27 protein-coding genes are annotated in these 21,734 nt (G+C 65.0%); 20 read left to right on the top strand and 7 right to left on the bottom strand.

The features are described 5' to 3' along the window. Positions 1 to 16: 16 nt before the first annotated feature. From AC3WLC_RS24195 to AC3WLC_RS24150, 10 genes are all read left to right on the top strand, one after another. A complete protein-coding gene (locus AC3WLC_RS24195) occupies positions 17 to 1,063 on the top strand; it encodes a sensor histidine kinase (RefSeq protein ID WP_493686464.1) in 1,047 nt (348 codons plus the stop codon). A gap of 118 nt (positions 1,064 to 1,181) precedes the next feature. Next, the gene (locus AC3WLC_RS24190) at positions 1,182 to 1,922 is read left to right on the top strand and encodes a Crp/Fnr family transcriptional regulator (RefSeq protein ID WP_493686463.1); all 741 of its coding nucleotides are present in this window, start codon (positions 1,182 to 1,184) and stop codon (positions 1,920 to 1,922) included. 6 nt (positions 1,923 to 1,928) lie between these two features. Beyond that, positions 1,929 to 2,192, top strand: a complete 264-nt coding sequence (locus tag AC3WLC_RS24185; RefSeq protein WP_493686462.1) for a DUF6894 family protein — start codon at positions 1,929 to 1,931, stop codon at positions 2,190 to 2,192. Between the two features lie 61 nt (positions 2,193 to 2,253). Next, positions 2,254 to 2,403, top strand: a complete 150-nt coding sequence (locus tag AC3WLC_RS24180) for a hypothetical protein (RefSeq protein ID WP_493686461.1) — start codon at positions 2,254 to 2,256, stop codon at positions 2,401 to 2,403. Between the two features lie 96 nt (positions 2,404 to 2,499). Then, positions 2,500 to 2,802 (top strand): hypothetical protein, encoded by a 303-nt coding sequence (locus AC3WLC_RS24175; RefSeq protein ID WP_493686460.1) that lies wholly within the window; start codon positions 2,500 to 2,502, stop codon positions 2,800 to 2,802. 391 nt (positions 2,803 to 3,193) lie between these two features. Next, positions 3,194 to 3,454, top strand: a complete 261-nt coding sequence (locus AC3WLC_RS24170) for a hypothetical protein (RefSeq protein WP_493686459.1) — start codon at positions 3,194 to 3,196, stop codon at positions 3,452 to 3,454. Positions 3,455 to 3,476: 22 nt separating this feature from the next. Beyond that, positions 3,477 to 3,728 carry a hypothetical protein gene (locus AC3WLC_RS24165; protein WP_493686458.1) on the top strand — a complete coding sequence of 84 codons (252 nt, stop codon included), beginning with the start codon at positions 3,477 to 3,479 and terminating at the stop codon, positions 3,726 to 3,728. A 90-nt stretch (positions 3,729 to 3,818) separates the two neighbouring features. After that, positions 3,819 to 4,322, top strand: coding sequence for a YciE/YciF ferroxidase family protein (locus AC3WLC_RS24160; RefSeq protein WP_493686457.1), 504 nt, complete (start codon positions 3,819 to 3,821; stop codon positions 4,320 to 4,322). 315 nt (positions 4,323 to 4,637) lie between these two features. Continuing rightward, the gene (locus AC3WLC_RS24155; protein WP_493686456.1) at positions 4,638 to 5,891 is read left to right on the top strand and encodes a putative DNA modification/repair radical SAM protein; all 1,254 of its coding nucleotides are present in this window, start codon (positions 4,638 to 4,640) and stop codon (positions 5,889 to 5,891) included. After that, positions 5,891 to 7,342 carry a UdgX family uracil-DNA binding protein gene (locus tag AC3WLC_RS24150; RefSeq protein ID WP_493686455.1) on the top strand — a complete coding sequence of 484 codons (1,452 nt, stop codon included), beginning with the start codon at positions 5,891 to 5,893 and terminating at the stop codon, positions 7,340 to 7,342. The genes AC3WLC_RS24155 and AC3WLC_RS24150 overlap by 1 nt, the downstream gene beginning before the upstream one ends. A gap of 499 nt (positions 7,343 to 7,841) precedes the next feature. Here the strand turns inward: AC3WLC_RS24150 and AC3WLC_RS24145 are convergent, their stop codons facing one another. After that, complete coding sequence (locus tag AC3WLC_RS24145) at positions 7,842 to 9,170, bottom strand: threonine synthase (RefSeq protein ID WP_493686454.1); 1,329 nt, start codon at positions 9,168 to 9,170, stop codon at positions 7,842 to 7,844. A gap of 7 nt (positions 9,171 to 9,177) precedes the next feature. Then, a complete protein-coding gene (locus AC3WLC_RS24140; RefSeq protein WP_493686453.1) occupies positions 9,178 to 10,203 on the bottom strand; it encodes an amino acid ABC transporter substrate-binding protein in 1,026 nt (341 codons plus the stop codon). 94 nt (positions 10,204 to 10,297) lie between these two features. Here AC3WLC_RS24140 and AC3WLC_RS24135 point away from each other — a divergent pair, with 94 nt between their 5' ends. From AC3WLC_RS24135 to AC3WLC_RS24095, 9 genes are all read left to right on the top strand, one after another. Further along, on the top strand, positions 10,298 to 11,203 hold the full coding sequence (locus tag AC3WLC_RS24135) for a LysR family transcriptional regulator (protein ID WP_493686452.1): 906 nt from the start codon (positions 10,298 to 10,300) through the stop codon (positions 11,201 to 11,203). Positions 11,204 to 11,486: 283 nt separating this feature from the next. Beyond that, complete coding sequence (locus tag AC3WLC_RS24130) at positions 11,487 to 11,813, top strand: hypothetical protein (protein ID WP_493686451.1); 327 nt, start codon at positions 11,487 to 11,489, stop codon at positions 11,811 to 11,813. Between the two features lie 54 nt (positions 11,814 to 11,867). Further along, complete coding sequence (locus tag AC3WLC_RS24125) at positions 11,868 to 12,194, top strand: AraC family ligand binding domain-containing protein (RefSeq protein WP_493686450.1); 327 nt, start codon at positions 11,868 to 11,870, stop codon at positions 12,192 to 12,194. Continuing rightward, entirely contained in the window at positions 12,191 to 13,162 is a 972-nt protein-coding gene (locus AC3WLC_RS24120) for a Bug family tripartite tricarboxylate transporter substrate binding protein (protein ID WP_493686449.1), read from the top strand. Before AC3WLC_RS24125 ends, AC3WLC_RS24120 begins: the two co-directional genes overlap by 4 nt. Positions 13,163 to 13,249: 87 nt before the next feature. Beyond that, a complete protein-coding gene (locus tag AC3WLC_RS24115) occupies positions 13,250 to 14,260 on the top strand; it encodes an ABC transporter substrate-binding protein (RefSeq protein ID WP_493686448.1) in 1,011 nt (336 codons plus the stop codon). Next, positions 14,257 to 15,069: an ABC transporter ATP-binding protein gene (locus tag AC3WLC_RS24110; RefSeq protein WP_493686447.1), complete on the top strand. Its 813-nt coding sequence runs from the start codon at positions 14,257 to 14,259 to the stop codon at positions 15,067 to 15,069. Before AC3WLC_RS24115 ends, AC3WLC_RS24110 begins: the two co-directional genes overlap by 4 nt. A gap of 11 nt (positions 15,070 to 15,080) precedes the next feature. Beyond that, on the top strand, positions 15,081 to 15,851 hold the full coding sequence (locus tag AC3WLC_RS24105; protein ID WP_493686446.1) for an ABC transporter permease: 771 nt from the start codon (positions 15,081 to 15,083) through the stop codon (positions 15,849 to 15,851). A gap of 11 nt (positions 15,852 to 15,862) precedes the next feature. Further along, entirely contained in the window at positions 15,863 to 16,426 is a 564-nt protein-coding gene (locus AC3WLC_RS24100; RefSeq protein WP_493686445.1) for an NADPH-dependent FMN reductase, read from the top strand. Next, positions 16,423 to 17,379, top strand: a complete 957-nt coding sequence (locus tag AC3WLC_RS24095) for an amidohydrolase family protein (RefSeq protein WP_493686444.1) — start codon at positions 16,423 to 16,425, stop codon at positions 17,377 to 17,379. The genes AC3WLC_RS24100 and AC3WLC_RS24095 overlap by 4 nt, the downstream gene beginning before the upstream one ends. A gap of 53 nt (positions 17,380 to 17,432) precedes the next feature. On the opposite strand, the gene AC3WLC_RS24090 is transcribed toward AC3WLC_RS24095, so the two are convergent. The 5 genes from AC3WLC_RS24090 to AC3WLC_RS24070 form a co-directional block, all read right to left on the bottom strand. Continuing rightward, a complete protein-coding gene (locus tag AC3WLC_RS24090; RefSeq protein WP_493686443.1) occupies positions 17,433 to 18,332 on the bottom strand; it encodes a fumarylacetoacetate hydrolase family protein in 900 nt (299 codons plus the stop codon). A gap of 7 nt (positions 18,333 to 18,339) precedes the next feature. Next, on the bottom strand, positions 18,340 to 18,738 hold the full coding sequence (locus tag AC3WLC_RS24085; protein WP_493686442.1) for a RidA family protein: 399 nt from the start codon (positions 18,736 to 18,738) through the stop codon (positions 18,340 to 18,342). 18 nt (positions 18,739 to 18,756) lie between these two features. Next, positions 18,757 to 19,812, bottom strand: coding sequence for an Ldh family oxidoreductase (locus AC3WLC_RS24080; protein ID WP_493686441.1), 1,056 nt, complete (start codon positions 19,810 to 19,812; stop codon positions 18,757 to 18,759). Between the two features lie 25 nt (positions 19,813 to 19,837). Then, on the bottom strand, positions 19,838 to 20,236 hold the full coding sequence (locus tag AC3WLC_RS24075; protein WP_493686440.1) for a cupin domain-containing protein: 399 nt from the start codon (positions 20,234 to 20,236) through the stop codon (positions 19,838 to 19,840). A gap of 177 nt (positions 20,237 to 20,413) precedes the next feature. After that, positions 20,414 to 21,154 (bottom strand): GntR family transcriptional regulator, encoded by a 741-nt coding sequence (locus AC3WLC_RS24070; protein WP_493686439.1) that lies wholly within the window; start codon positions 21,152 to 21,154, stop codon positions 20,414 to 20,416. A 226-nt stretch (positions 21,155 to 21,380) separates the two neighbouring features. Between AC3WLC_RS24070 and AC3WLC_RS24065 the strand changes: the two genes are divergently transcribed. Beyond that, complete coding sequence (locus tag AC3WLC_RS24065) at positions 21,381 to 21,518, top strand: hypothetical protein (protein WP_493686438.1); 138 nt, start codon at positions 21,381 to 21,383, stop codon at positions 21,516 to 21,518. Positions 21,519 to 21,734 lie beyond the last annotated feature (216 nt).

The following is a 21,734-nucleotide window of genomic DNA, read 5'->3' as shown; positions in this document are numbered from 1 at the left end:
CGGCGGCGACGCGGTAATGCCCAACCGCACAATCAAGGCTTTATACATTGATGACGACGCCGCCTTGGGGCGGCTCGTTCAGCGGATTCTTGGTCGCCGCGGCTACCAGGTCGATCACGAGACGACCGCCGAGGAGGGGCTCGCTCGTCTGGAGGGGGGCGATATCGACGTAGTTATTCTCGACCACGACCTTGGCACGACCTCAGGCCTCGTCGTCCTTGAGGATCTGAAAGCGCGCGAACAAGCGCCCCCAGTCGTCTACGTCACCGCTTCTACCGAGCTTTCCATCGCGGTCCAGGCGCTCAAGGCTGGTGCTGTCGACTATGTCGTGAAGGCAATCGGCGATGATTTCGAGGTGCTGCTGGTGGCCGCACTCGAGCAGGCTGTCGAACGCGCCCGGTTGATGCGAGCTAAGGAAGAAGCCGAGCAGCAGGTCCGCCAGGCCAAGGATCGGGCCGAGATGCTGTTGGCGGAGGTCAACCACCGCGTCGCCAACAGCCTGGCGCTCGTCGGTTCGCTGGTCCGGATGCAGGCTGGCGCGGTCAAGGACACAGGGGCGAAGGCGGCTCTGGCAGAGACCCAGGCGCGTATCACGGCCATCGCGAACCTGCATCGCAGTCTCTATACCTCGACGGATGTCCAGCAGGTCGATCTCGCAGCCTATCTGGAAACACTCGTCGGCGAATTGGGCAATTCGATCACGGCCTCAGGCAGGACGCCCATCGTCAAGCTCGACGCCGAACCTGTCTCGATCAAGACCGATCGCGCCGTCTCCGTCGGCATGATCGCGACGGAGCTGGTCACCAATGCCCTGAAATACGCCTATCCGATTGGAGAGGGCGAGGTTCGCGTCAGCGTTTCGCGGACGTCGTCCAATCAGATCGTGCTCAGCGTCGCGGACGATGGCATCGGCTGGACCGGTGACGGGACGGCAAAGGGGAGCGGACTCGGCAGCAAGATCATCGCTGCGATGTCGAAAAGCCTCGGCTCGCGCTTGGAATATCAGACCCGGCCTATCGGTACGCTGGCATCCATCACATTCGATGAAAAGCTGGGATATTGACGGCGCATCGATGGCGAGCGCCCGGCGGTCCTTCATCCTCTGATGACGATGCTGCCGCAGGCAAAAAAAGGACGCGATGGCTGATATTGTGGATCCGGATGCACAAGATTGAGAACTGATGGACAAGGACCATTATCTTCACGGGCTCGTTCGGAAGCTCGAGACGAGTTCGCCCCTGCAGTCGGAGGAGCGAGACCAGCTGCTCCGGCTGCCGCTGATCCTCAAGCAGTTCGAGAGCGGGCACGACATCGTCAGCGAGGGGGAGCGCACGAAGCAATGCTGCCTCGTCGCTGAAGGTCTGGTTTGCCGCTACAAGATCGTGGGCGACGGGCAGCGCCAGATCCTGTCCCTGCACCTGCCGGGCGACATCCCCGATATCCATTCCCTCCTCATCGAGCAGATGGATCACAATCTGGGAACGCTCACGCCTGCCATCGTCGGGTTCATTCCTCACGAGGCTGTTCGGTCCCTGACCCGCTCCTATTACCGGATCGCCGAAGCATTCTGGCGCGAGACGCTCGTGGAGGCCGCTATCTACCGCGAGTGGATGGTTGGAATCGGCCGGCGCTCGGCGCCGAGCCGAATCGCTCACCTGTTCTGCGAGTTCATCACCAAGATGACGGCGATCGGCCTTTCCGACGGCAAGACCTGCGAGCTGCCACTGACGCAGCCGGAAATCGCCGATGCACTTGGACTCTCCACCGTTCACATGAACAAGAAGCTGCGAGAGATCAGGGAAGCCGGGCTGGTGCGCCTTCGGTCGAACAGGCTGACGATTCTTGATTGGGCAGGCCTGTGCAAGCTGGCGGATTTCGATCCCGACTATCTGCATTTGCGGGAAGTCCGCTCCAAAAAGTGAGTTTGCGTGGGAACACCGGACGGCGAGCCGCATTTGACAGGCATGCCCCGGTATTTCTTTCACACGCGCGACGGCCAGCACGTCGAATTGGACGACGAGGGCACCGATTTGCCCAACGACCAAGCTGCCAAAAATGCTGCGAAGGAGCTTCTCGCTGGAATCAATCGCGAAAAGCTCCCCAATGGCGACCACATGGAACTGGCGGTCGTCGTAAGGGATGCCGCTGGTGCTGACATCTATACGGCAACCCTGAATCTCGACGGCCATTAGTGCGTCGCGCTATCGCTCAATCGCTGCAGCCACGTTCCGGCGTGGCGGGAGTGTCGTTTCGGTGAAGGCTCACGAGGACCAGGCGCCGGCGGCCGAGGCCATCATGGACGGCGCCATGCCGATCGATCGCGATGCTCGCCTGATGGACTACAGGAACGAGGGCTGGTCGCGGTTCGACGAGCGCGGTGAGCCGTACCGGCCCATCATCTAACCTTGGATTGCCTGATCTTGCCCCGCCGGGTCGTGCCGGCGGGGCAATTTGTCTGAGTGACGAGGAACCTGACGCATCGCGAGGCGTTTTCAGCCGGTGATTGATCAGCCCGAGAGACAAGCCTTGCCTGTAGATGACTTCGCTTCTTGCGAACCCGATCCATTCTCGGTGCTGATCGACCCGGTGGACATCGCGCGTGTCCATGCTGCCGTCGACGGCGCCTGGACGGCACTTCAGTCGCGATGCCGCGCCACCGTTGATCCTGACCTTGCGAGAGCGAGTCTCTATGGGATCGTGGCGAGCAATATCCATTTCGCCGCTGACGATCATGATCTCATTCGTCGGTCGATCGATCGCTTTCTCGTCGGCCGCCGCCGCGAGCGCACAAGCAGCAACTGATCCTAGAGAGCCGCTCGCGTTCAGTGGGAATCTGGTGGTGAAGTTGGCCACCTTCAACGTCAACGGCATCAGCAGACGTGCCGTTGCTCCTACGGTGGCTGCGCGAAGCCGAGCCCGATCTCGTCTGGAGCCAAGCGAGCGACCATGCTCAGAAATGGGGCCGCCTGGGCTGACCGGAAAATGGATGGCTTACCCGAAAGGGTGTCATGGCGAACCGCAATCGCCACTGGTTGGGCGTGATTAGCTCGCTAAGCTCGCGTCAGGCTGTATCAGCCGGTCAGCTCATGTCTGGACCTCGCCGCGGATGTACCGGCGGTTCGCACAGTCTGGCCGGGCACAGGGGAACGGCCATCAGGGCTGACCTTCCAAAGGAGGTCAGCCCTGTCCCGCTTTGCCGCAGCCGCTTGTCCGCCTGCAGTCCCTTCTTCAGGGCATCGAACAGGTTGACGACATTGCCGGGGCGATCCTTGCCAGCAGCGGCCGCGGCGATCTTCCCTATGCATTTCCACCCGCGCCGGACGAAGACAGCAGCCGCAGGCTTGCTGGTGGCATCCTGTCATTTGACATGGACAAGCGGCTTGGAAAGACACCTAATCTTCCCGCCGTTGTCTCCATACCGCTTCTGGAAATGACCGCGTGCGGCGCGTTTTGACGCCGCCAAGCGGAGAGACACAATGCTCACTGGCTCAGGCCGGCTTAACCTGCGCGATGGGCGCAGGATCGATGTTCTGTACCAATTCGCGGGCGACTATGACGACCGCCGGGCCGGCTACCTGCTCTTCGACACAAGAGAGTGCGACGACAGCCAGTTCTGCCACCGGCTGGTGCTCGAACGCGAGGATGGCGTGTCGGTCGTATTGGTGGTCATGAACCGCAGCGATAGGCACCTGGCGGTACACGGCCGCGTGCTTCCCGTCGCGGCATAGGGACCGCCGCTGCGATTGTCTGGAACCTAGCAGTCTCGATCCTGTTTCTGAAATCTACGGCTGGGGGTCACCGCACGAGGAGGCTCCCCGATGGGATGGTTCACCAAAGATATCAAGACCATGGATGATCTGTTCGTCCATACGCTCCAGGATATCTACTACGCCGAGCACCAGATCAAGAAGTCGCTTCCCGACATGGTCGACAAGGCGACGAGCCCGGAGCTGAAGCAGGGCTTTCAATCACATCTTCAGCAGACCGACGGGCATATCGCCCGGTTGAAGCAGGTCTTCAAACAGCACGGCGCTGAGGAGAAGGCCGTCACCTGTCCGGCGATCGATGGAATTTTGTCGGAAGCGAGCGATATCGCCTCCGATGTCGACGACAAGCAGGTGCTCGATGCAGCGCTGATCGCTGCCGCCCAGGCGGTCGAGCACTACGAGATCACCCGGTACGGCACCTTGGTCGCCTGGGCCAAGCTGCTCGGTCGCGAGGATTGCGCGTCTCTCCTCAAGCAGAATCTCGATGAAGAAGCTGCGACGGATGCGAAGTTGACCAAGCTCGCAACGAGCATGATCAACCGGCAGGCGGCGTGATGTTCAAACGCCGGAAGCGGGATCTTCTCGCTTCCGGCACTCATCTCGAGATCCGCTGGGGGCATCCTGTCAGCCACCGAGCCCATGATTCATGAAGACGCTCTGCCCGGCATGAATCCGCTCTGGAGCCCAAGCCTGATTGGCTGCCTCGTTATCCTGGAGCGGGCGGCTTAGCGTCTCGGCGCGGGCGCTTCTTGCCGCCGACTGACTGCCTCACTCTCTCGGGTTTGAAAACGCCCCATCGCCAACTGCGACGATCCTGCAAGTTGGAACCTCTGGCGGGCGGGAGGCGTTTGGTTCAAGATAGAACATATCATGAACAGGGAGACGAGCTTGGCACAGCTCACCACGCTTCAGAAGCTGGAGATTCTCAGCGATGCCGCGAAGTACGACGCCTCCTGCGCATCGAGCGGGACGGCCGAACGGAATTCGGTCGGCGGCAAGGGCGTCGGCTCGACCACCGGCTCGGGCATCTGCCATTCCTATGCGCCGGACGGGCGCTGCATCTCGCTGCTGAAAGTCCTGCTGACCAATTTCTGCTCCTACGACTGCGTCTTCTGCATCAACCGCAGTTCAAGCAATGTCCGGCGCGCGCGCTTCTCGGTCGAGGAGGTCGTGGCGCTGACGTTGAACTTCTACAAGCGCAACTATATCGAGGGCCTGTTCCTCTCCTCCGGCATCATCCGCTCGCCCGACTACACGATGGGCGAACTGGTGCGCGTCGCCGAGAGCCTGCGGCTGGAGCATGACTTCCGCGGCTACATCCATCTCAAGCTGATCCCGAGCGCGAGCCAGGAGCTGATCGACCGCGCCGCGCTGTTCGCCGACCGGGTCTCGATCAATGTCGAATTGCCGAGCGAGGCCTCGCTCAAGCGTTTTGCACCGGACAAGCAGCCGCTCGACATCCGCAGCGCCATGGGCGGGCTCAAGCTCAGGATCGACGAGGCCGCGGCTGAGCGTGAACGCTCCAGGCGGGCACCGGCCTTCTCGCCGGCCGGGCAGAGCACGCAGATGATCGTCGGCGCCGACGATGCCAGCGACGCCACCATCCTGCAGCGCAGCGCCCAGCTCTACGGCGCCTATGGCCTGCGCCGCGTCTACTACTCCGCCTTCAGCCCGATCCCCGATTCCTCGAAGCAATTGCCGCTGTCCGAGCCGCCGCTGATGCGCGAGCACCGGCTCTACCAGGCCGACTGGCTGACGCGGTTCTACGGCTTCGAGGTCGATGAGATCATGGATGCGGCGCCCGGCGGCATGCTCGACCTTTCGGTCGAGCCCAAACTCGCCTGGGCCCTGCGCCATCGCGGCCGCTTCCCGGTCGACGTCAACCGCGCCGAGCGCGAGCTCTTGCTGCGCATTCCCGGGCTCGGCACGCGCAGCGTCGATCGCATCCTCGCGATGCGCCGCTTCCGGCGGCTGCGGCTGGAGGATGTCGGGCGGCTGGTGCGCTCCCTGCGCGTGCTCCGGCAGTTCATCGTCACTGCCGACTGGCGGCCGGGTGCGGCGCTCGATGGCGAGAGGCTGAAGGCACAGCTGGCGCCGAAGCCGCAGCAACTGGCGCTGCTCTGATGTTTGTCGCGCGTCTGTCCCATCCCGCCGACTTCGAGGGCTGGCGCGGCTTCGCCCGACGCTTCGCACAGGCGCTGGTGGCGCCGTCGGCGATCGACTGGCGCGTCGGCGACCACGATATCGGCCTGTTCGGCGAGGACGTGGTCGAGGGCGGCGAGGGCAGGGCCTTGAGCGTGCCGCGCGCCTTCATCGCCTTGGCGCAGGAGGTGATCTGCCACAGCGATCCTGCACGCTTCGACCTGCTCTATCGCCTGCTCTGGCGCCTGCAGGAGGAGCGCGAACTGCTCCAGATCGCCTCCGACCACGATGTTCACCGCGCCGAGGCGCTGGCACGCTCGGTCCGGCGCGACATGCACAAGATGACCGCCTTCGTGCGCTTCCGCGAGGTCGATGACGGGGAGGGCGGCGAAGCTTTCGTCGCCTGGTTCGAACCCGAGCACTACATCCTGGAGAAGGTCGCGCCCTTCTTCGTCGAGCGCTTCACCACGATGCGCTGGACGATCCTGACCCCGAGGGGAACGCTGCTTTGGGGCGGGCGCGAGCTCAAGCTCGGCGAGGCCGCGACGCGCGCACAAGCGCCGACCAGCGACGCGATGGAGGAGTGGTGGCGGACCTATTATGCCAGCATCTTCAATCCGGCCCGGCTGAAGCCGAAGGCGATGAAGGCGGAGATGCCGGTGAAATACTGGCGGAACCTGCCCGAGGCCGAGCTGATTCCCCCCCTGATCGCCGATGCCGCACGGCGAACGCAGGAGATGATCATGAGCGCTCCGACCTCATCGCAGAAGCGATGGGCCGCGGCCGTTACCCCCGACCCGGCCACTTCCGATCTTTCTGCGATAGAAAGCTGGGAGGAGGCCGCCGCCGCCGCGCGTTCCTGCCGGCGCTGCGATCTCTGGTGCGACGCTACGCAGACGGTCTTCGGCGAGGGGCCGCGCAGCGCACCGGTGATCTTCGTCGGCGAGCAGCCCGGCGACCAGGAGGATCTCGCCGGCAAGCCTTTCGTTGGTCCGGCCGGCAAGGTCTTCGACCGCGCGATGGCCGATGCCGGGCTCGACCGCGCCAAAGCCTATGTCACCAATGCGGTGAAGCACTTCAAATTCCAGTTGCGCGGCAAAAGGCGCATTCACGAGAAGCCGAACGCCGGCGAGGTCAAGGCCTGCCGCTTCTGGCTCGGCCTCGAGCTCGGCTTCGTCAAGCCACAGCTAGTGGTGGCGCTGGGAGCGACCGCGCTCAAGGCGCTGACCGGCCACGCCGGCCCGCTGACGGCAGCGCGCGGGCGTGAACTCGCCTTGCCGGACGGTACGCCGCTGCTGGCGACCGGCCATCCCTCCTATCTGCTGCGCCTGTCGGACGAGGGGGCGAAAGAGAGCGAAACCAGGCGCTTCATCGCCGATCTCAAGCAGGTCGGCAGCCTCGCGCCGGGCCTGCGGTTGCCAAAGGCACCGTGACTGCTTCAGCCGATTTGGCCGTGGGAAGCCCACATCGCTTGTCGGTTTTTTGAACTGAAGCTCATCCGGATCGGCTGGTGCCAATGTCCGGTCTCGGGCAGCATGCCAACGTCAGGTCCCGGCGCCACGCGGTCGGCGAGCTGCGGCAGCCTGTTGACCGAGATCATCGGAGGGCAGCTGGCGGCTGGACCTCGCGCAGTGCCGAGACCACGCGCGACGCATCCTGAAGTGGAGTCAGCCCATCGCAGCCTCACATCGCTGGGGTTCGAAGGCTCCACTTCGCGTAACGCAGACTTGACGGTTGCGGGCCAACGTCGGTCCCGTCAGGCGCACAGAATGTCCGCTTCCAGGCAAGGATCGAACGTCTGGTTGTGGCGCAAAGCGGACATCGGGCACCCGCCCGAAAGCAGACGTTTGCCTCCGCAACAGCGCTTTATTTGGCTGGCCGCAAGCAATTGCGACTTATGCCTGTCCTTACTCCCGCCTGGCCGTGGTTGGATCAGTCGAGAAACAGGTTGTAGCTGGCAGCCAGGGCTCTGCGCAGTTGGTCCCAATCGGCGTGAGCGAGGTGTGGAATCTCACCAGCCGCATGATGGGGCGCCTTCAGCCCCGTTGACGTGGAGATGTGCACAAGAGGACCGGGCGACAGCAGCGCCTTCTTGGCAGCGATGCGCAATGCTGCCAGGCCCGCGGCCGAAGCCGGCTCGCTCCATAGACCGTCGAGCGCGAGAGCAGCCTGGGCATCGGCAATACTCCGATCATGAACCGCAACGGCGAGCCCCCTCGACCGACGCAGTGCGGTTATTCCGCGGAAACCGCCGCGGGCAGAGCCGATACCGTGAGCAATGGTTTCGGTTGGTTTCAGGGTGCTGGACGAGCCGCTGGCGTATAACCGGCCGAGGGCATCCGAGCCCTCGGGTTCGGCAGCGATCAAGACGGGCTCCTCCTTCGCCAGGCCCAGTGCCTTGAGTTCGGAAAAACCCTTGCCGATCCCGAACAACAGCTCGCCGTAGCTCGTCGGCACGGACACTGCAGCCGGCACCCGTCCAAGCTCCAGGAATATTTCGTAGGCGATGGTCTTGTAGCCCTCTGGACCGAACGGGTGGCCGGTATGGGTCGGCGCCGTGTTGCCGATCAGATACCAGCCGGACCGGGACGAAAGAACATCGAGGAGCGGCCACCGCGCTGCGCGCGGCATCGCGACAACTGCGGCGCCATGGGCGCGCATTTGCTGTGCATGTGCCTCCGACACGCGGTCGTCGCAAAGCACGATGCAGCGCAGCCCGGCTCGGGCAGAATAGGCCGCGGCCGAAGCGCCATGGTTGCCCGACGACGAAATCACCGTACCTGTTGCCCCCGCCGCCGCGGCGGCGCTGACGGTGCACAGGCTCAGACGATCCTTGTGACTCCAACTTGGATTGGCGCTCTCGTTCTTGATGAAGAGCTCGGGCAAACCGGCCCAGGCGGCTGCCCTTGGAGCCGGAACCAGCGGCGTCGCGCCTTCGCCACAGGACAGGCCCGGCAGGAGCGGCGGCAGCAATGGCGCCCAGCGTTCGAGACCGCTGCCGAAGCCTGACGTGAACAAATCGCCGGGAAGCCGCTCATAGGCGTAGCCGACCTCGTATGGATAGTGGAACGGCTCGTCGCAGACGCTATCGACATGGGCGACGAACGGTGCAGTTTGCGGATAGAGCGGCTGCCGCTCTCCGTCGAACATCGAGATCAGAGAGGTGGCCAGCGAGGAAGACGCGCCGACCCAGGAAGGCAGGGCCGTTTGGCCTGCAGGGCTGGGCGTCGTAGCTGGCCGGCGATCGGCAAAATCGCCCATCCTCCCCTCAGCGCAACGGCAAGGCATAGATCTGGCCGCCGCGCGTCCAGAGATCGTTCTGGCCGCGCTCGAGGCCGATGCGGGAGCCTTTGCCGAGATTTCGTTCGAAGATCTCGCCATAATTGCCCACCGCCGCGATCATCCGGGCGACCCAGCGCTCGTCGAGGCCCAGCGCCTTGCCAAGGCCCGGCTCGCTGCCGAGCAGACGCTTGACCGGCGGCGGGCCCTTTGCCGCGAGCTCGGCTGCATTGGCGGAGGTGACACCCATCTCCTCGGCCTCCATCAGCGCGAGGACCGCCCAGCGGACGACGTCGTAGAACTGCTCGTCGCCCTTGCGGATCGCGAGTGCGGTCGGCTCCTTCGACAGGCGTTCCGGGAGCAGGACGTAGTCATCGGGCCGCTCGGCCTTGAGCCGCATGCCGATGAGCGGCGTCGAGTCGTTGCTGTAGGCGTCGCAGCGGCCGGAGAAGAAGGCGTCCTCGACCGCATCGAGCGTCGCGACCGTTACCGGCGAGAAGGTCATGCCATTCGTGCGGAAATATTCGGAGAGGTTGAGCTCGGAGGTGCTGCCCTGCTGGACGCAGATTGTGGCGCCACTGAGCTGCTTTGCGCTGGTGACGCCGAGCTTGCGTGCGACGATGATCGCCTGGCCATCATAGAACCAGATGGGCGCGAAGCGCAGGCCGAGCTGAGCCTCGCGGGTCAAAGTCACGGTCGCCGTTCGCGAGAGCACATCGATCTCGCCGCTCTGCAAGGCGGTGAAGCGCGTGACCGTGGTGGTCGGCACGAAATCGACCTTGCTCGCATCGCCCAGCACGGCCGCCGCTATGGCCCGGCAGAGATCGGCATAGATGCCGGTCCACTTGCCCTCGCGATCCGGCATGGTGATACCGGGAGTGCCCTCGGAGGTGCCACATTTGAGCACCCCGCGCTGCTTCAGCGCATCGATATGCGGTCCGGCCGCAGCCGATGGAATCGACAACCACAGCAGCCCGGCTGCGAGCGCCGTCGTCTTGAGGAAATCTGCGATCATCGGCCTCCCCATATTTGTTTGGCTGAGGCTAGGCAGCACAACGCTATGCGTCCAATATCCACTTGCGCCAACTTGATAACGAAAACTGATAGCTGTGCAGCATCGGCAGATTGAAGCTTTCGCCGCTGTCATGACCAGCGGCAGCGCCTCGCGCGCGGCTGATCTGTTGGGCGTGACCCAGCCGGCGATCAGCCGCTGCATCGCTGAGCTGGAACGCGAGCTCAGCTTCGCCCTGTTCGACAGGATTCGCGGCCGCATGGTCCCGACCTTCGAGGGACGGATGTTCTTTCGCGAGGTGGACAGCCACTTCCTTGCAATGGCGAAACTGGAGGCCGCCGCCGCCCGCATTCGCGATTTCGGCGCCGGCGCACTCAAGATCGCGAGCCTGCATTCGCTTGGAGCCCGGCTGGTGCCCAAGGCCCTGGCCCTGTTTCAAAGGGAGTTCCCAAGGATCAACGTGACCTTGCAGGTGCAATCATCCAGTCAGGTCAGGGATCTCGTGGCATCCGGGCAATTCGACGTCGGGCTATGCTCGGAGGAGGTCGACCTCGCTGGCATCGAGCATCAGCATTTCTCCGACTACCGGATGGTCGCGGTCGTTCCACGCGACCATCCTCTCGCGGGGCGGGCGATGATCCGGCCGGAGGATCTGCACGATCAGCCATTCCTGCAGCTCGACTTCGACGAACGTCTGGTGCGCAGCCTCCATGATGCCTTGGCCGCCGCGCAGGCGAAGCCGCGCGTTGTCGTCGACGTCGAATACTCCGTCACCGTTTGCGCGCTCGCATCAGAAGGTGCGGGGATCGGTCTGGTCAACCCTGCTGCCATCGCTGGGCTCGACCGGTCAGAATTCAAGGTATTGCGCTTCGAGCCCGCCTTGCATTTCCGCAAGCATCTGATCTTTCCGCCAGGGCGCCCGCGGCCACAGCTCGTCCGCGACTTCCTAGGCGTGTTGGCCGAGGTGAGGAACCGTTTTGCGCTCCAACTCGACAACGCATGACAAGCGCCAGGAACAGACCTTGAGATCCGACTAGCATCCGGACGTTGCAGGTCGGCCTCCGGCATCGGTCCTCGACTTTTCCGGATCGCTTCGTTCGACCAAAAAATCGCACTGTTATGCAAATGGCAGGTTCTTTACGCGCGCGCCTGACGACTTCCCCAGGGCGGCTGCTGTCGATCGATCTAGAATGCGAACAGGTGGCCGAATCTGATGGCGCCGTACACAGCTTTTCGGCCGACCCATTTGGCTGATCCTGCCTCCTCTCCGGCCTCTACGCGAGCCTGTGCACAGCTGCGCTCCTGACATCGCCGGCAAGGACATCGCCAATCCGATCGTTTCAATTCTCTCGGTCGCGACGATACTGCAGCTCGGCTCGGCTCGGCTTCGGCCTCGGCGGTGGAGGCCGCCGTTCGGAAGACGCTGGCCGCCGGCGACCGCACGCGCGATCTTGCGACGTCGAGGGACATCCCGATCGGCGCGGAGACAATGGGGGTCTGGTCGTACGCGCTCTGTCTTGACGCAGTCGTCGAGCTTTCGCGGAGTTAGGCGGCGATGCCCGCCTCCGTTATCCGGCAATCACGTTGCAAATATTTCACAAGAGATTTTATAACTCCATTGTGCCGACGGGCTCTTGTACGCGCCGGCTGAGATGGAGGAATCCGACGTGAAAACCAGTGGCATCGGGACGATCGGCGACAGGATCATCCTGGAGAACGAGCATGTCAGGGTATGGCTCGTCGAGCTCGACCCCGGCCAGATTCAGTCGCGCCATGTTCACGAATTGCCATATCTGATCGTGCCGCTGACCGACGGCAAGAACATCATGCGCTTCGATGATGGACGCGAGGTCGCGACAGACGAGAAGCCCGGCGCCTGCCTCTGGCGGATGCCCGGTGTTCCGCATGAGCTCGAGAACGTCAGCTCCTGGCAGTATCGCAACGTGCTCGTCGAGCTGAAGTCCCCAGCCGCTGTAACGCCTCCCGCGCCATGATCGAGCGCAGGAGCTTCCTCGCCCTGCCGCTCCTCGCGCCGCTCGTGACAACGGCCGCGCGAGCCCAGGGGCTTTCCAATCGTCCCGTGACGATCGTCTCGCCCTATATGGCGGGCGGCACCAGCGACATCATCGCCCGCGTGCTCGGCGAGGGGCTGAGCGAGCTCTGGAAGCAGCCGGTGCTGATCGAGAATCGGCCTGGCGCGAACGGTTCGATCGGGGTTTCGGCTGTGGCGAGATCAGCTCCCGACGGGCATACCCTGCTCGCCGTCGCGTCGAGCGCGCTGACGCTCAACCCGCTACTCTACAAGAAGCTGTCCTATGACGTGGAGCGCGATCTCGTTCCCGTCAGCGTCACCGGGCAGGTCCCCAATGTCGTCGTCGTCAATCCCAGGTTGCCGCCGCGCGACCTCGCCGAGCTGATCGCGCTCGCCAAGGCGAAACCGGGCGGCCTCACCTATGCCTCGCAGGGGGTCGGCTCGAACGGCCAGATGAACGCCGAGATGTTCCGGCTCGCTACCGGCATCTCTCTCGTCCACGTCCCCTACAAGGGCAGCGCCCAGGCGGTGACTGACCTCGTCGGCGGGCAGGTCGACCTGATGTTCGACAACCTGCCCACGGTGCTCGAACATATTCGCGGCGGCCAGCTCAGGGCCCTTGCCGTGACCTCGGCCGACCGCTCGCCCCTGCTGCCTGACGTGCCGACCGTGGCGGAGGCGACAATCCCCGGCTTCGACACCTCGGCCTGGTTCGCCGTGCTCGCGCCGAAGGCGACACCGCCCGAACTGCTGGCTCGGCTCGAGCAAGCTGTGACCGGTGTCCTGATGCAGCCTGCAACCTCCGCCAAGCTCGCAGCTGCCGGCGTCACGGTCACCGCGGCAGGCTCGGCGGAGCTCGCGGGGCGTATCGAGCGCGATCGCAGAATCTGGAGCGAGGTCATCGCCAGGGCCGGCATCGCCGTTGAGTGAAGTGCAAAAGATATCTCTTGAGAAATATCAGTGGATCGGACATCTTCCAGACCAAGGGCTAATGCTCGCTGGAAGAGGGGAATGCCGATGCACTGGATGAGGAAGACCGCCATCGCCAGCCTTGCGGGGGCGTTCGCCGCTGCGCTCGGCCTTGCCAGCGCCCCGGCTCAGGCGCAGACGCCGATCACTTTCTCGCTCGATTTCCGCGCGCTCGGCCGTCACGCCGCCTGGTTCGTCGCGCTGGACAAGGGCTATTATAAGCAGGCCGGGCTCGACGTCAGCATCATCGCCGGCCAGGGAACGGCACAGGCAATCCAGGCGATCGAGGCCGGAACCGCGCAGATCGCCTTCTCCGACGTCGCCGGCGTCGTCGCTGCGCGGGCCAATGGCGGCTCGACCGCCAGGATGGTCTCGGTCATCTACCAGAAGGCGCCCTATGCGATCTTCTCGCTGCGCGACGGCGCCAATGTCCGCTCGGCCGACCAGCTCGCCGGGCTCGAGATCGGCAGTGGCGCCGGTAGCTTCACCCAGAAGGTCATCGAAGCCTTCATGGCGCAGAAGGGCATCACGACGCCAGCCAAGTTCACCAATATCGACCCGTCCGCCCGTGTCGGCATGCTCGCTGCCAAGAAGATCCCGTCGATCGAGACCTTCGTGATGACACGCCCTGGCGTCGCCAAGGCGGTCGGCTCGTCGAATGCCCGCACCTATCTCCTCGCCAATGACGGGCTGGTGCTCTACTCGAACGGCATCGTCGTGCGCGATGACCTCATCAAGTCGAAGCCCGACCTGATCAAGGCCTTCATCGCGGCCTCGTTGAAGGGCTGGAAGGACACGATCGCCAAGCCGGAAGAAGCGGCCGATATCGTCGTCAAGCTCAACAAGGGTCTGGAGAAGGACGTCGTCCTAGAAGAGATCGAGATCGTGAGCGAGCTGGTCAAGACTGACGTCACCGCCAAGAAAGGGCTCGGCGCGATCGACCCCGAGGCGATGGCCTCCTCCGTATCGCTCATCCTCCAGACCCTTCCAGGCGCCAAGCTGGCCGCTGGCGATGTCTACGACGCGACCCTGCTCCCCGCGACGCCGGTTCTTCCGTGATCCCAGCCATCGTAGAACCGCAGGGCGCGCCCCTGGAAGCGGGCGAGATCTATGGCCGCTTCACCGGTGTCCGTAAGGTCTTCGGCAAGCAGGAGGGCGCCATGGTAGCGCTCTCCGATGTCGACTACGAGCTCCGGAAGGGCGAGCTCGTCGCCCTGCTCGGCCCCAGCGGCTGCGGCAAGACCACCTTGCTGCGGATGGTGGCCGGGCTGACCAAGCCGAGTGGTGGCAGCATCGTCATCCGAGGCCGTGAGGTCACCGAGCCGCAGGACGATTTCGGCTTCGTCTTCCAGAGCCCGAACCTGCTGCCCTGGCGCACGGTGCTCTCGAACGTGCTGTTTCCGATGGAGATCAAGGGGCGGCTCGACGCTGCCGCGAGGGCGCGCGCCGTCGAACTCCTGGAACATGTCGGGCTCGGCAAGTTCCTGAAGAGCCGCCCGCACGAACTCTCCGGCGGCATGAAGCAGCGTGTCGCGCTCTGCCGTGCGCTGATCCACTCGCCTTCGCTCATCCTGATGGACGAGCCCTTTGGTGCCCTCGACGAGCTCACCCGCATGGAGATGCACGAATTGCTGCTCGACATCCGGCGCCTGACCGGCGCGACGGTGATGTTCGTGACGCATTCGATCTCCGAGGCGGTCTATCTCGCCGACGAGGTCCTGGTCTTCAGCGCGCGGCCGGGCCGCGTCTCCGACCGGATCAGGATCGACCTGCCTTATCCGCGCGAGGCGGCACTGCGCTACACCGCAGGCTTCCGCGAGTACGAGCGCCGCGCAGGTGCCGGACTCGGCGTCCTTCATCACGCGTGATGGCCAGACCCATGCCAATCTCCTCCGACGCCGTCACGCGGATCGCCTATCCGGTGCTCGGCCTCTTGCTGCTCCTCCTGCTCTGGCAGGGCTACATCGTGCTGTTCGACGTGCCGCAGGCCGTGCTGCCGCGCCCGCTCGCGGTCTGGAACGCGACCGTGAACAATCTGCCGCTGCTGCTCTCCGAAGGCCGCGTGACGCTGCTCGAAAGCGTCTACGGCTTCCTGCTCGCCTTCTTCCTGGGCATTCCGATCGCGGTGGCGATCTCCTCGTCGCGCACGCTCAACCTGATGTTCTATCCGCTGCTGATCGCGACGCAGGCCCTGCCCAAGGTGGCGCTGGCGCCGCTGATCCTGGTCTGGCTCGGCACCGGCATCGAATCCAAGCTCGCCATCGCCTGGCTCGTTGCCTTCTTCCCGATCGTGGTCGACACCGCGACCGGCCTGCGCTCAACGCCTACCGAGATGCTCGATCTCGCCGCCTCGGTTCGCGCCAGCGGCTGGCAGACCTTCTGGAAGATCAGGTTCCCGGCGGCTTTGCCCTTCGTCATCACCGGCTCGAAGGTCGCGATCACGCTCGCCGTGATCGGCGCCGTGATCGGCGAGTTCATCAGCTCGAACGAGGGGCTGGGCAACCTGCTGCTCGTCGCCAACTCGCAAGTGAACACACCCCTCGCCTTCGCCGCGTTGCTGGCCCTCGCAGTGCTCGGGATGGTGCTCTACGCCGCCGTCGCCTTCATCGACATCGCGCTGAAGCCCTGGTTCAGCGAAGTCAGGCATTGACGGGATACGCCATGACCAAGCCTCGCATCGCCCTCTTGGTCGGCTCGCTCAGCCGCGACTCGATCAATCGCCGGCTGGCGTCGGCACTCATACGGCTCGGGGCCGATCGCTTCGATGTTCGGGAAAGCGACCTCGCCGGGCTGCCGCTCTATAATCGCGACATGGACCGTGCGCTGCCGCCAGCGGTGCTGCATTTCAAAGACGAGATCGAAGCCGCGGACGGCGTGTTGATCGTCTCGCCCGAATACAATCGCTCGGTCCCCTCGGCGCTCAAGAACGCCATCGACTGGGGCTCGCGCCCCTATGGCGCCAACTCCTGGCGCGGCAAGCCGGCGGCGATCGCGGGCCTCGCGAGCGGCGCGCTCGGCACGGCGCCGGCCCAGCAGCACCTGCGCAACATCCTCTCGCATCTGGAGGTGCATGTGCTGCCACAGCCGGAGGTCTGCATGGCGATGCGCGAGGGCTTGTTCGACGCCGATGGCGAGATCGCCGATCCCGCGACGCGACAATTCCTCGACGGCTTCCTCACCCGCTTTTCCGCGCATGTCTCGCGCTTCGCCATGGTTCCAGCATGAGCGCCCAGCGTATCGCCCTCGACGTCCACGCCCATCTCATTCCGGTCGAGGCGCCGCTCGCGCGCGTCCCGGGCGTGAGCTGGGACGCCGCAAGCGAGAAGCTCGTCATCGATGGCCACGCGATCGGCATCAAGGCGCTGTTCCATCCGGAAGCGCTGATCGCCTGGATGGACGAGCAGCAGGTCGAGCGCGCTTGGATCTCGGCGCCGCCGCCGACCTATCGCCCCGGGCTCGATGCATTGCAGGCCGAAGCCTGGGCGCAATTGCTCAATGACGGGCTCGCGGCCATCGCCACAGCGCATCCGGACAGGCTGGCGCCGCTCTACCATCTGCCGGTGGCCCATCCGGAACTCGCCGTCCGGATCGTTCGCGAGCGCGCGGCCGCCGGCGAAGCCCGCTTCTCCATGCCGACCGGCGAGCCGGGATTGATGCTGTCCGATGCCAGCCATGCCCCGCTCTGGCAGGCGCTCGATGACGTTTCGGCCTTCGTCTTCCTGCACCCCGGCGAGGGCTGCGACGGGCGGCTAGACCCGTTCTATCTGCACAATCTCCTCGGCAATCCCACGGAGACGGCGGTCGCGGCCGGCCATCTCGTCTTTGCCGGCGTGCTGGAACGGCATCCGCACATCACCATCTGCCTCGCCCATGCCGGCGGCACCGTACCGGCCGTGGCAGCGCGCTGGCAGCGCGGCTTCGCCACGGGACGACCGGGCGTGGATACGCAGGTCGAGGCGCCGGCGAAGGCTTTGCGCCGCTTCTGCGTCGACTGCATTGCCCATGACGACACGCTGCTCGATCTGGCGGCTTCGGTGTTCGGCGAGGGGCGGATCGTCTTCGGCTCCGACTGGCCCTTCCCGATGGGTGTGATCAAGCCGCATGAGCAGCTCGCAGCCCTGAGCGAGAGCCGACGCCAAGCGATCTTCTGCGATAATCCAGCCAAGCTGGCTGGTTGAAACGAAAAGGGCCGGCTCTCACGAGCCGGCCCTTTTCCGTGATCCAAGCACCTTCAGGGCGTGACGTCGCTCTCTCCGGCGAGGTCATGCTCGACGAGGCGATTGCGCAATTCGCCCAGGCCTTCGGCGCGGACCACGACTTCGTCGCCCGCCTTGAGGAAGATTTGCGGCTCGCGCGCATTGCCGATGCCGCTCGGCGTGCCCGTCAGCAGGACATCGCCCGGATGCAGGGTCATGCCGAAGGAGAGCTCGGCGATGAGCTCGTCGATCGGGAAGGCCATCTGCGCCGCCACGGCATTCTGCATCACCTCGCCATTGAGCAGGCATTGCAGCCTGACCTTGGGCAGGTCGATCTCGTCCGGTGTCACCACGAAGGGGCCGAGCGGCATGGTGCCGTCGATGCTCTTGCCCTTCAGCCATTGCCCGCCATGGCGGCGCTGCAGGTCGCGCTGCGAGACGTCGTTGGCGAGGCAGAAACCGAAGATGTGCTCATGCGCCCGCGCACGCGGGATGCTGCGCCCGGCCTTGCCGATGACGATCGCGATCTCGGCCTCATAGTCCCATTTCGCCGAGATGCGGGCGTCGAAGGCGATGTCGTCCTGCGGACCGATCACCACATCGGGCGATTTCGTGAAGAAGGTCGGCGCTTTCGGGCGATCGACATCCTGCCCTTCGCGCTTGCCCTTGCTCTCCTCGAAATGGTCCCAGTAGTTCCAGCCGGTGCAGAGCACATCGCGCCGGAAGCGACGTACCGGCGCGGCGAGCGATGCCCCTGCCAGCGACAGGCGCGCGCCCTTGTCGAGACTGGCGACGATCAGCGCCTGCCGCTCGCTGGGCGCCAGGCCAATGAAGGCGACGAGGTCGCCCGCGCCCGGCCCCAGCATGACCACCTCGTTATCGACGACGAGGCCGAGGCGCTCGCCGCCGTCATGGCGCAGATTGACGTAGCGCATCGCCGGCTCAGTCCGAAATGACCGCGATGGCGTTGATCTCGATCAGATAGTCCGGCGAGGTCATCTTGCAGATCTCGACCATGGTCGAGGCGGGCGCGATGCCGGTGAAGTATTCGCGCCTGACCTTATGGATTGCGTCGAAATGCTCCATGTTGCGGACATAGACGTCGACGCGGCAGATGTCGTCGAGCGTGCCGCCGGCTTCCTCGACCGCAGCCTTCAGGTTCTCGCAGACCTGACGGGTCTGCTCCGAGACGTCGCCGATGCCGGCGATCGAGCCGTCGGCGCGGCGCGAGGTCATGCCGGAGAGGAAGACGAGGCGGCCGCGCGCCTCGATCGCGGTCGCCTGCGAGAAGTGGCCGTTCGGTTGGCGCAGCTTGGCGCTGGTGATCTGTTGCTTGGCCATTGTGAAAACTCCTTGAGATCAGGACAGAGACGACGGGAACGGGACGCCGAGCCGCTCGGCCGCGGCGCGCAGGGCCGAGAGCGTCGCCGGCGCGATGCGGCAATTGCCGTCGAAATCGCGATGGGCCTTGGCGGCGCGGTCACCGGGCATGCGAATCGGCGAGGCGCCCGGCGCGGGCTTCGAACCGCGGATGCGCTCGGCGAAGCCGGAGGCAGCCGCCTCGAACTCGCCCAGCGGCCGGAAGCCGGCGATGTCGATGGCGATGAAGAGATTGGCGCTGGCATAAGGCTCGGAAAGGTCGCCATAGAGCGGGCGCACGGCATCGCCGATGGCGCCACCCGAGAGCCCACCCGCGAGCAGGTCGACCATCACGGCAAGGCCGAAGCCCTTGGCGCCGGCGGCCGGGAGCAGCATGCCCTTGATCGCTTCTGCGGCATTCGTGGTCGGCACGCCCTCAGTGGTCGCAGCCCAGCCCTCGGGGATCGGTTCACCACGGCTCTCCGCCAACCTGATCTTGCCCATGGCGCCCGCGCTCATGGCGAGATCGAGCACGAGTGGCTCGCCGCCCGTCGGCACGGCGATCGCGAGCGGGTTGTTGCCGACGACCCGCTCCGCCCCGCCCGGCGCGGGCAGCAACGGACGGGTATTGGCCATGACGATGCCGATCTGGCCTGAGAGCGCGATCTTGCGCGCAAAGCGGCCGGCGGCGCCGAAATGGAAGGCATTACGCACGGCGATCGCCGCCAGACCATGCTCCCCGGCACGCTCGACCGCGAGTTCGGACGCCTGCTCGGCCGCGACCTGGCCGAGCGCATTGGCGGCATCGATGGTGACGCGCGTACCGGCGTCGACGACGATCTCGCCCCTGGCCGTCGCATCGACCGAGCCTTTCTCGATGCGCTCGAGATACATCGGCAGCAGCATCAGCCCGTGCGAGCCGAGGCCTTCGATGTCGGCATCGACCAGAGCCTCAGCGACCAGGCTCGCATGCTCGGTGGGGGCCCCGACCTTTGCCAGGAGCGCCTCAGCCAGCTCGCCCAGTGCGGAAGCCGGACGGGAACCAGAGTTCGTCATGATGTGAATCTCGGCTCGGCGGCGATCAGTGAGCGTCGCGCTCGTCGGTGTACCAGGACGGAACCTCCGGATAGTGCGGGCCGTCGTAGATCTCGACCACGACCGTTTCCTCGATCGCGAGGCTCGGGCCGTGCACATTGCCCTTCGGGTTGCAGTAGAAGCAGCCGGGCTTCAGCGTGACGCCGGTCGCGGTGTATTCAAAATGACCGGACAGGCAGAACATCATCTGGTTCGAGGCGTGGGAATGCGGCTTGGGAATGCCGGCGCCCTTCTCGAAACGGATCAGCGCGACTGACGCGCCGGTCGCCTCGTCCCGCCACAGCATCTTCTCGTGCACGCCTTTCAGCGATTTTTCCCGCCAGGGAACGTCGTTGGTCTGGATCAGGATTTCCTCGAGGCTCGGGGCGCCGGCAGGAAGCTGCATGATAAACCCTTTTGCGAAATGCCGCTCTTATGTCCGTCATGATATTTCACATGATGTCTAATGCAAGCCGGAAAGCGACATCGACCCTGATTTGTCAGGGACAGGAGGTTCTCGGCTCAGGCTGGCCGGGTGTCGGCGCACAGCCGGTGCGCGCGCGGGCGCCTCGCCGGCGAGGGCCTAGCGGGTAGGCGACAGTGGCGCGCGCCTGGGCGCATGCTGCTGCAGCAGGACGACCCGTTCGCGCAGGCCGCTGAGATGATCGCGCATCGCCGCGGCCGCCGCCGCCGGGTCGCGCGCCGCAATCGCGTCGAGCACGGCACGATGCTGGCGATCGGAGGCTTCGGTGTCGAGCGTCTGCCAAAGGTGGAGATACCAGGCGCGGGTCGAGCGCTCGTGCAGGGTCTTGGCGAAATCACCGAGGATGCGCGACTGGGACATGTCGCTGATTCGGGAATGGAAGGCCCGATCGCATTCGACGAAGGCGTCGATCCGACCGCCGCCATGGGGGTCGTCGCGGTGGTGATCGAGAATGGCGCGGGCGTCCGCGATGTCCTCGGGCCGGCCGTGCATGGCGGCGCGCGCCGCAATCTCGGGCTCGACGACCAGGCGCGCATCGAGGATCTCGACGACCTGCCCCATGGAGTCCGGCTGGATGATCACGCCCTTGCGCGGCACGACATCGACGAGACCTTCGGCCTGCAGCCGCTGCAACGCCTGGTGGACGGGCGTGCGGCCCATGTCGAGTTGCTCGCAGATCGAGGCTTCGTTGAGATACTGCCCGGGCGCGAAGAACAGGGTGATGATGCGGTCCTTGATGGCGATATAGGCCTGCTCGGATAGCGGGAGCGACTCCTTCCTGCCTTTGCCGCGCTGCGCCGGACGGCGCTTCTGCCCGCTCTCGCCCTTCTTCGCCGTCATCTCACCGTGCCGCAGATATGCCTGTTGATATTCCTGTGTTCCGCCAACTCCTTACCGCTGAAGCCAAAGGCGGGCAAATCCCGATAACCAGGCGCAGCGTCGCGACCGCCAAAAGTGGCATCTCGCCGACGGCCAACCTTGCGGCGGCAGGGCGATATGGCCCCGCGCGGAGACGTGCATTGCCGCTCGCTGCCAGGGCGCGCCCCGATCGCGATGGAGGCGCCCCGTGCACCGTCTTGAGAACCAGCATCTCGCTCATCACGAGGCGGTCGGGACGGACGTCAACCCACCCTGTCGCGCGCATCCCGCTTCGGGCCGCCCCCTCGAATGGGACGATCGCGAGCACGCCGTCGTCCTCGTGTGAGCCCACCTTCATTGGTGGTGGTAGCGACCAGATCAACTAGGGCTAACAACGGTCAGCCTGCGACAGAAGCGGAAGTTGGACCACCATCTGGAAGCGAACATTGCAGCCATGGCGCGCACCAGGCGGACGCTGGACGAGCTGGCTAAGAGGCGTCCACGCCTCCCAGGGCGCTCCAGACCCTTTCGTCGCTTCCGACCGCGCCGGCCTTGCCGACAT

Source organism: Allobosea sp. GW821-FHT03A12 (assembly GCF_058986765.1).
The sequence above is the reverse complement of the archived record's forward strand: the minus strand, read 5'-3'. Positions and strand labels throughout refer to the sequence as shown.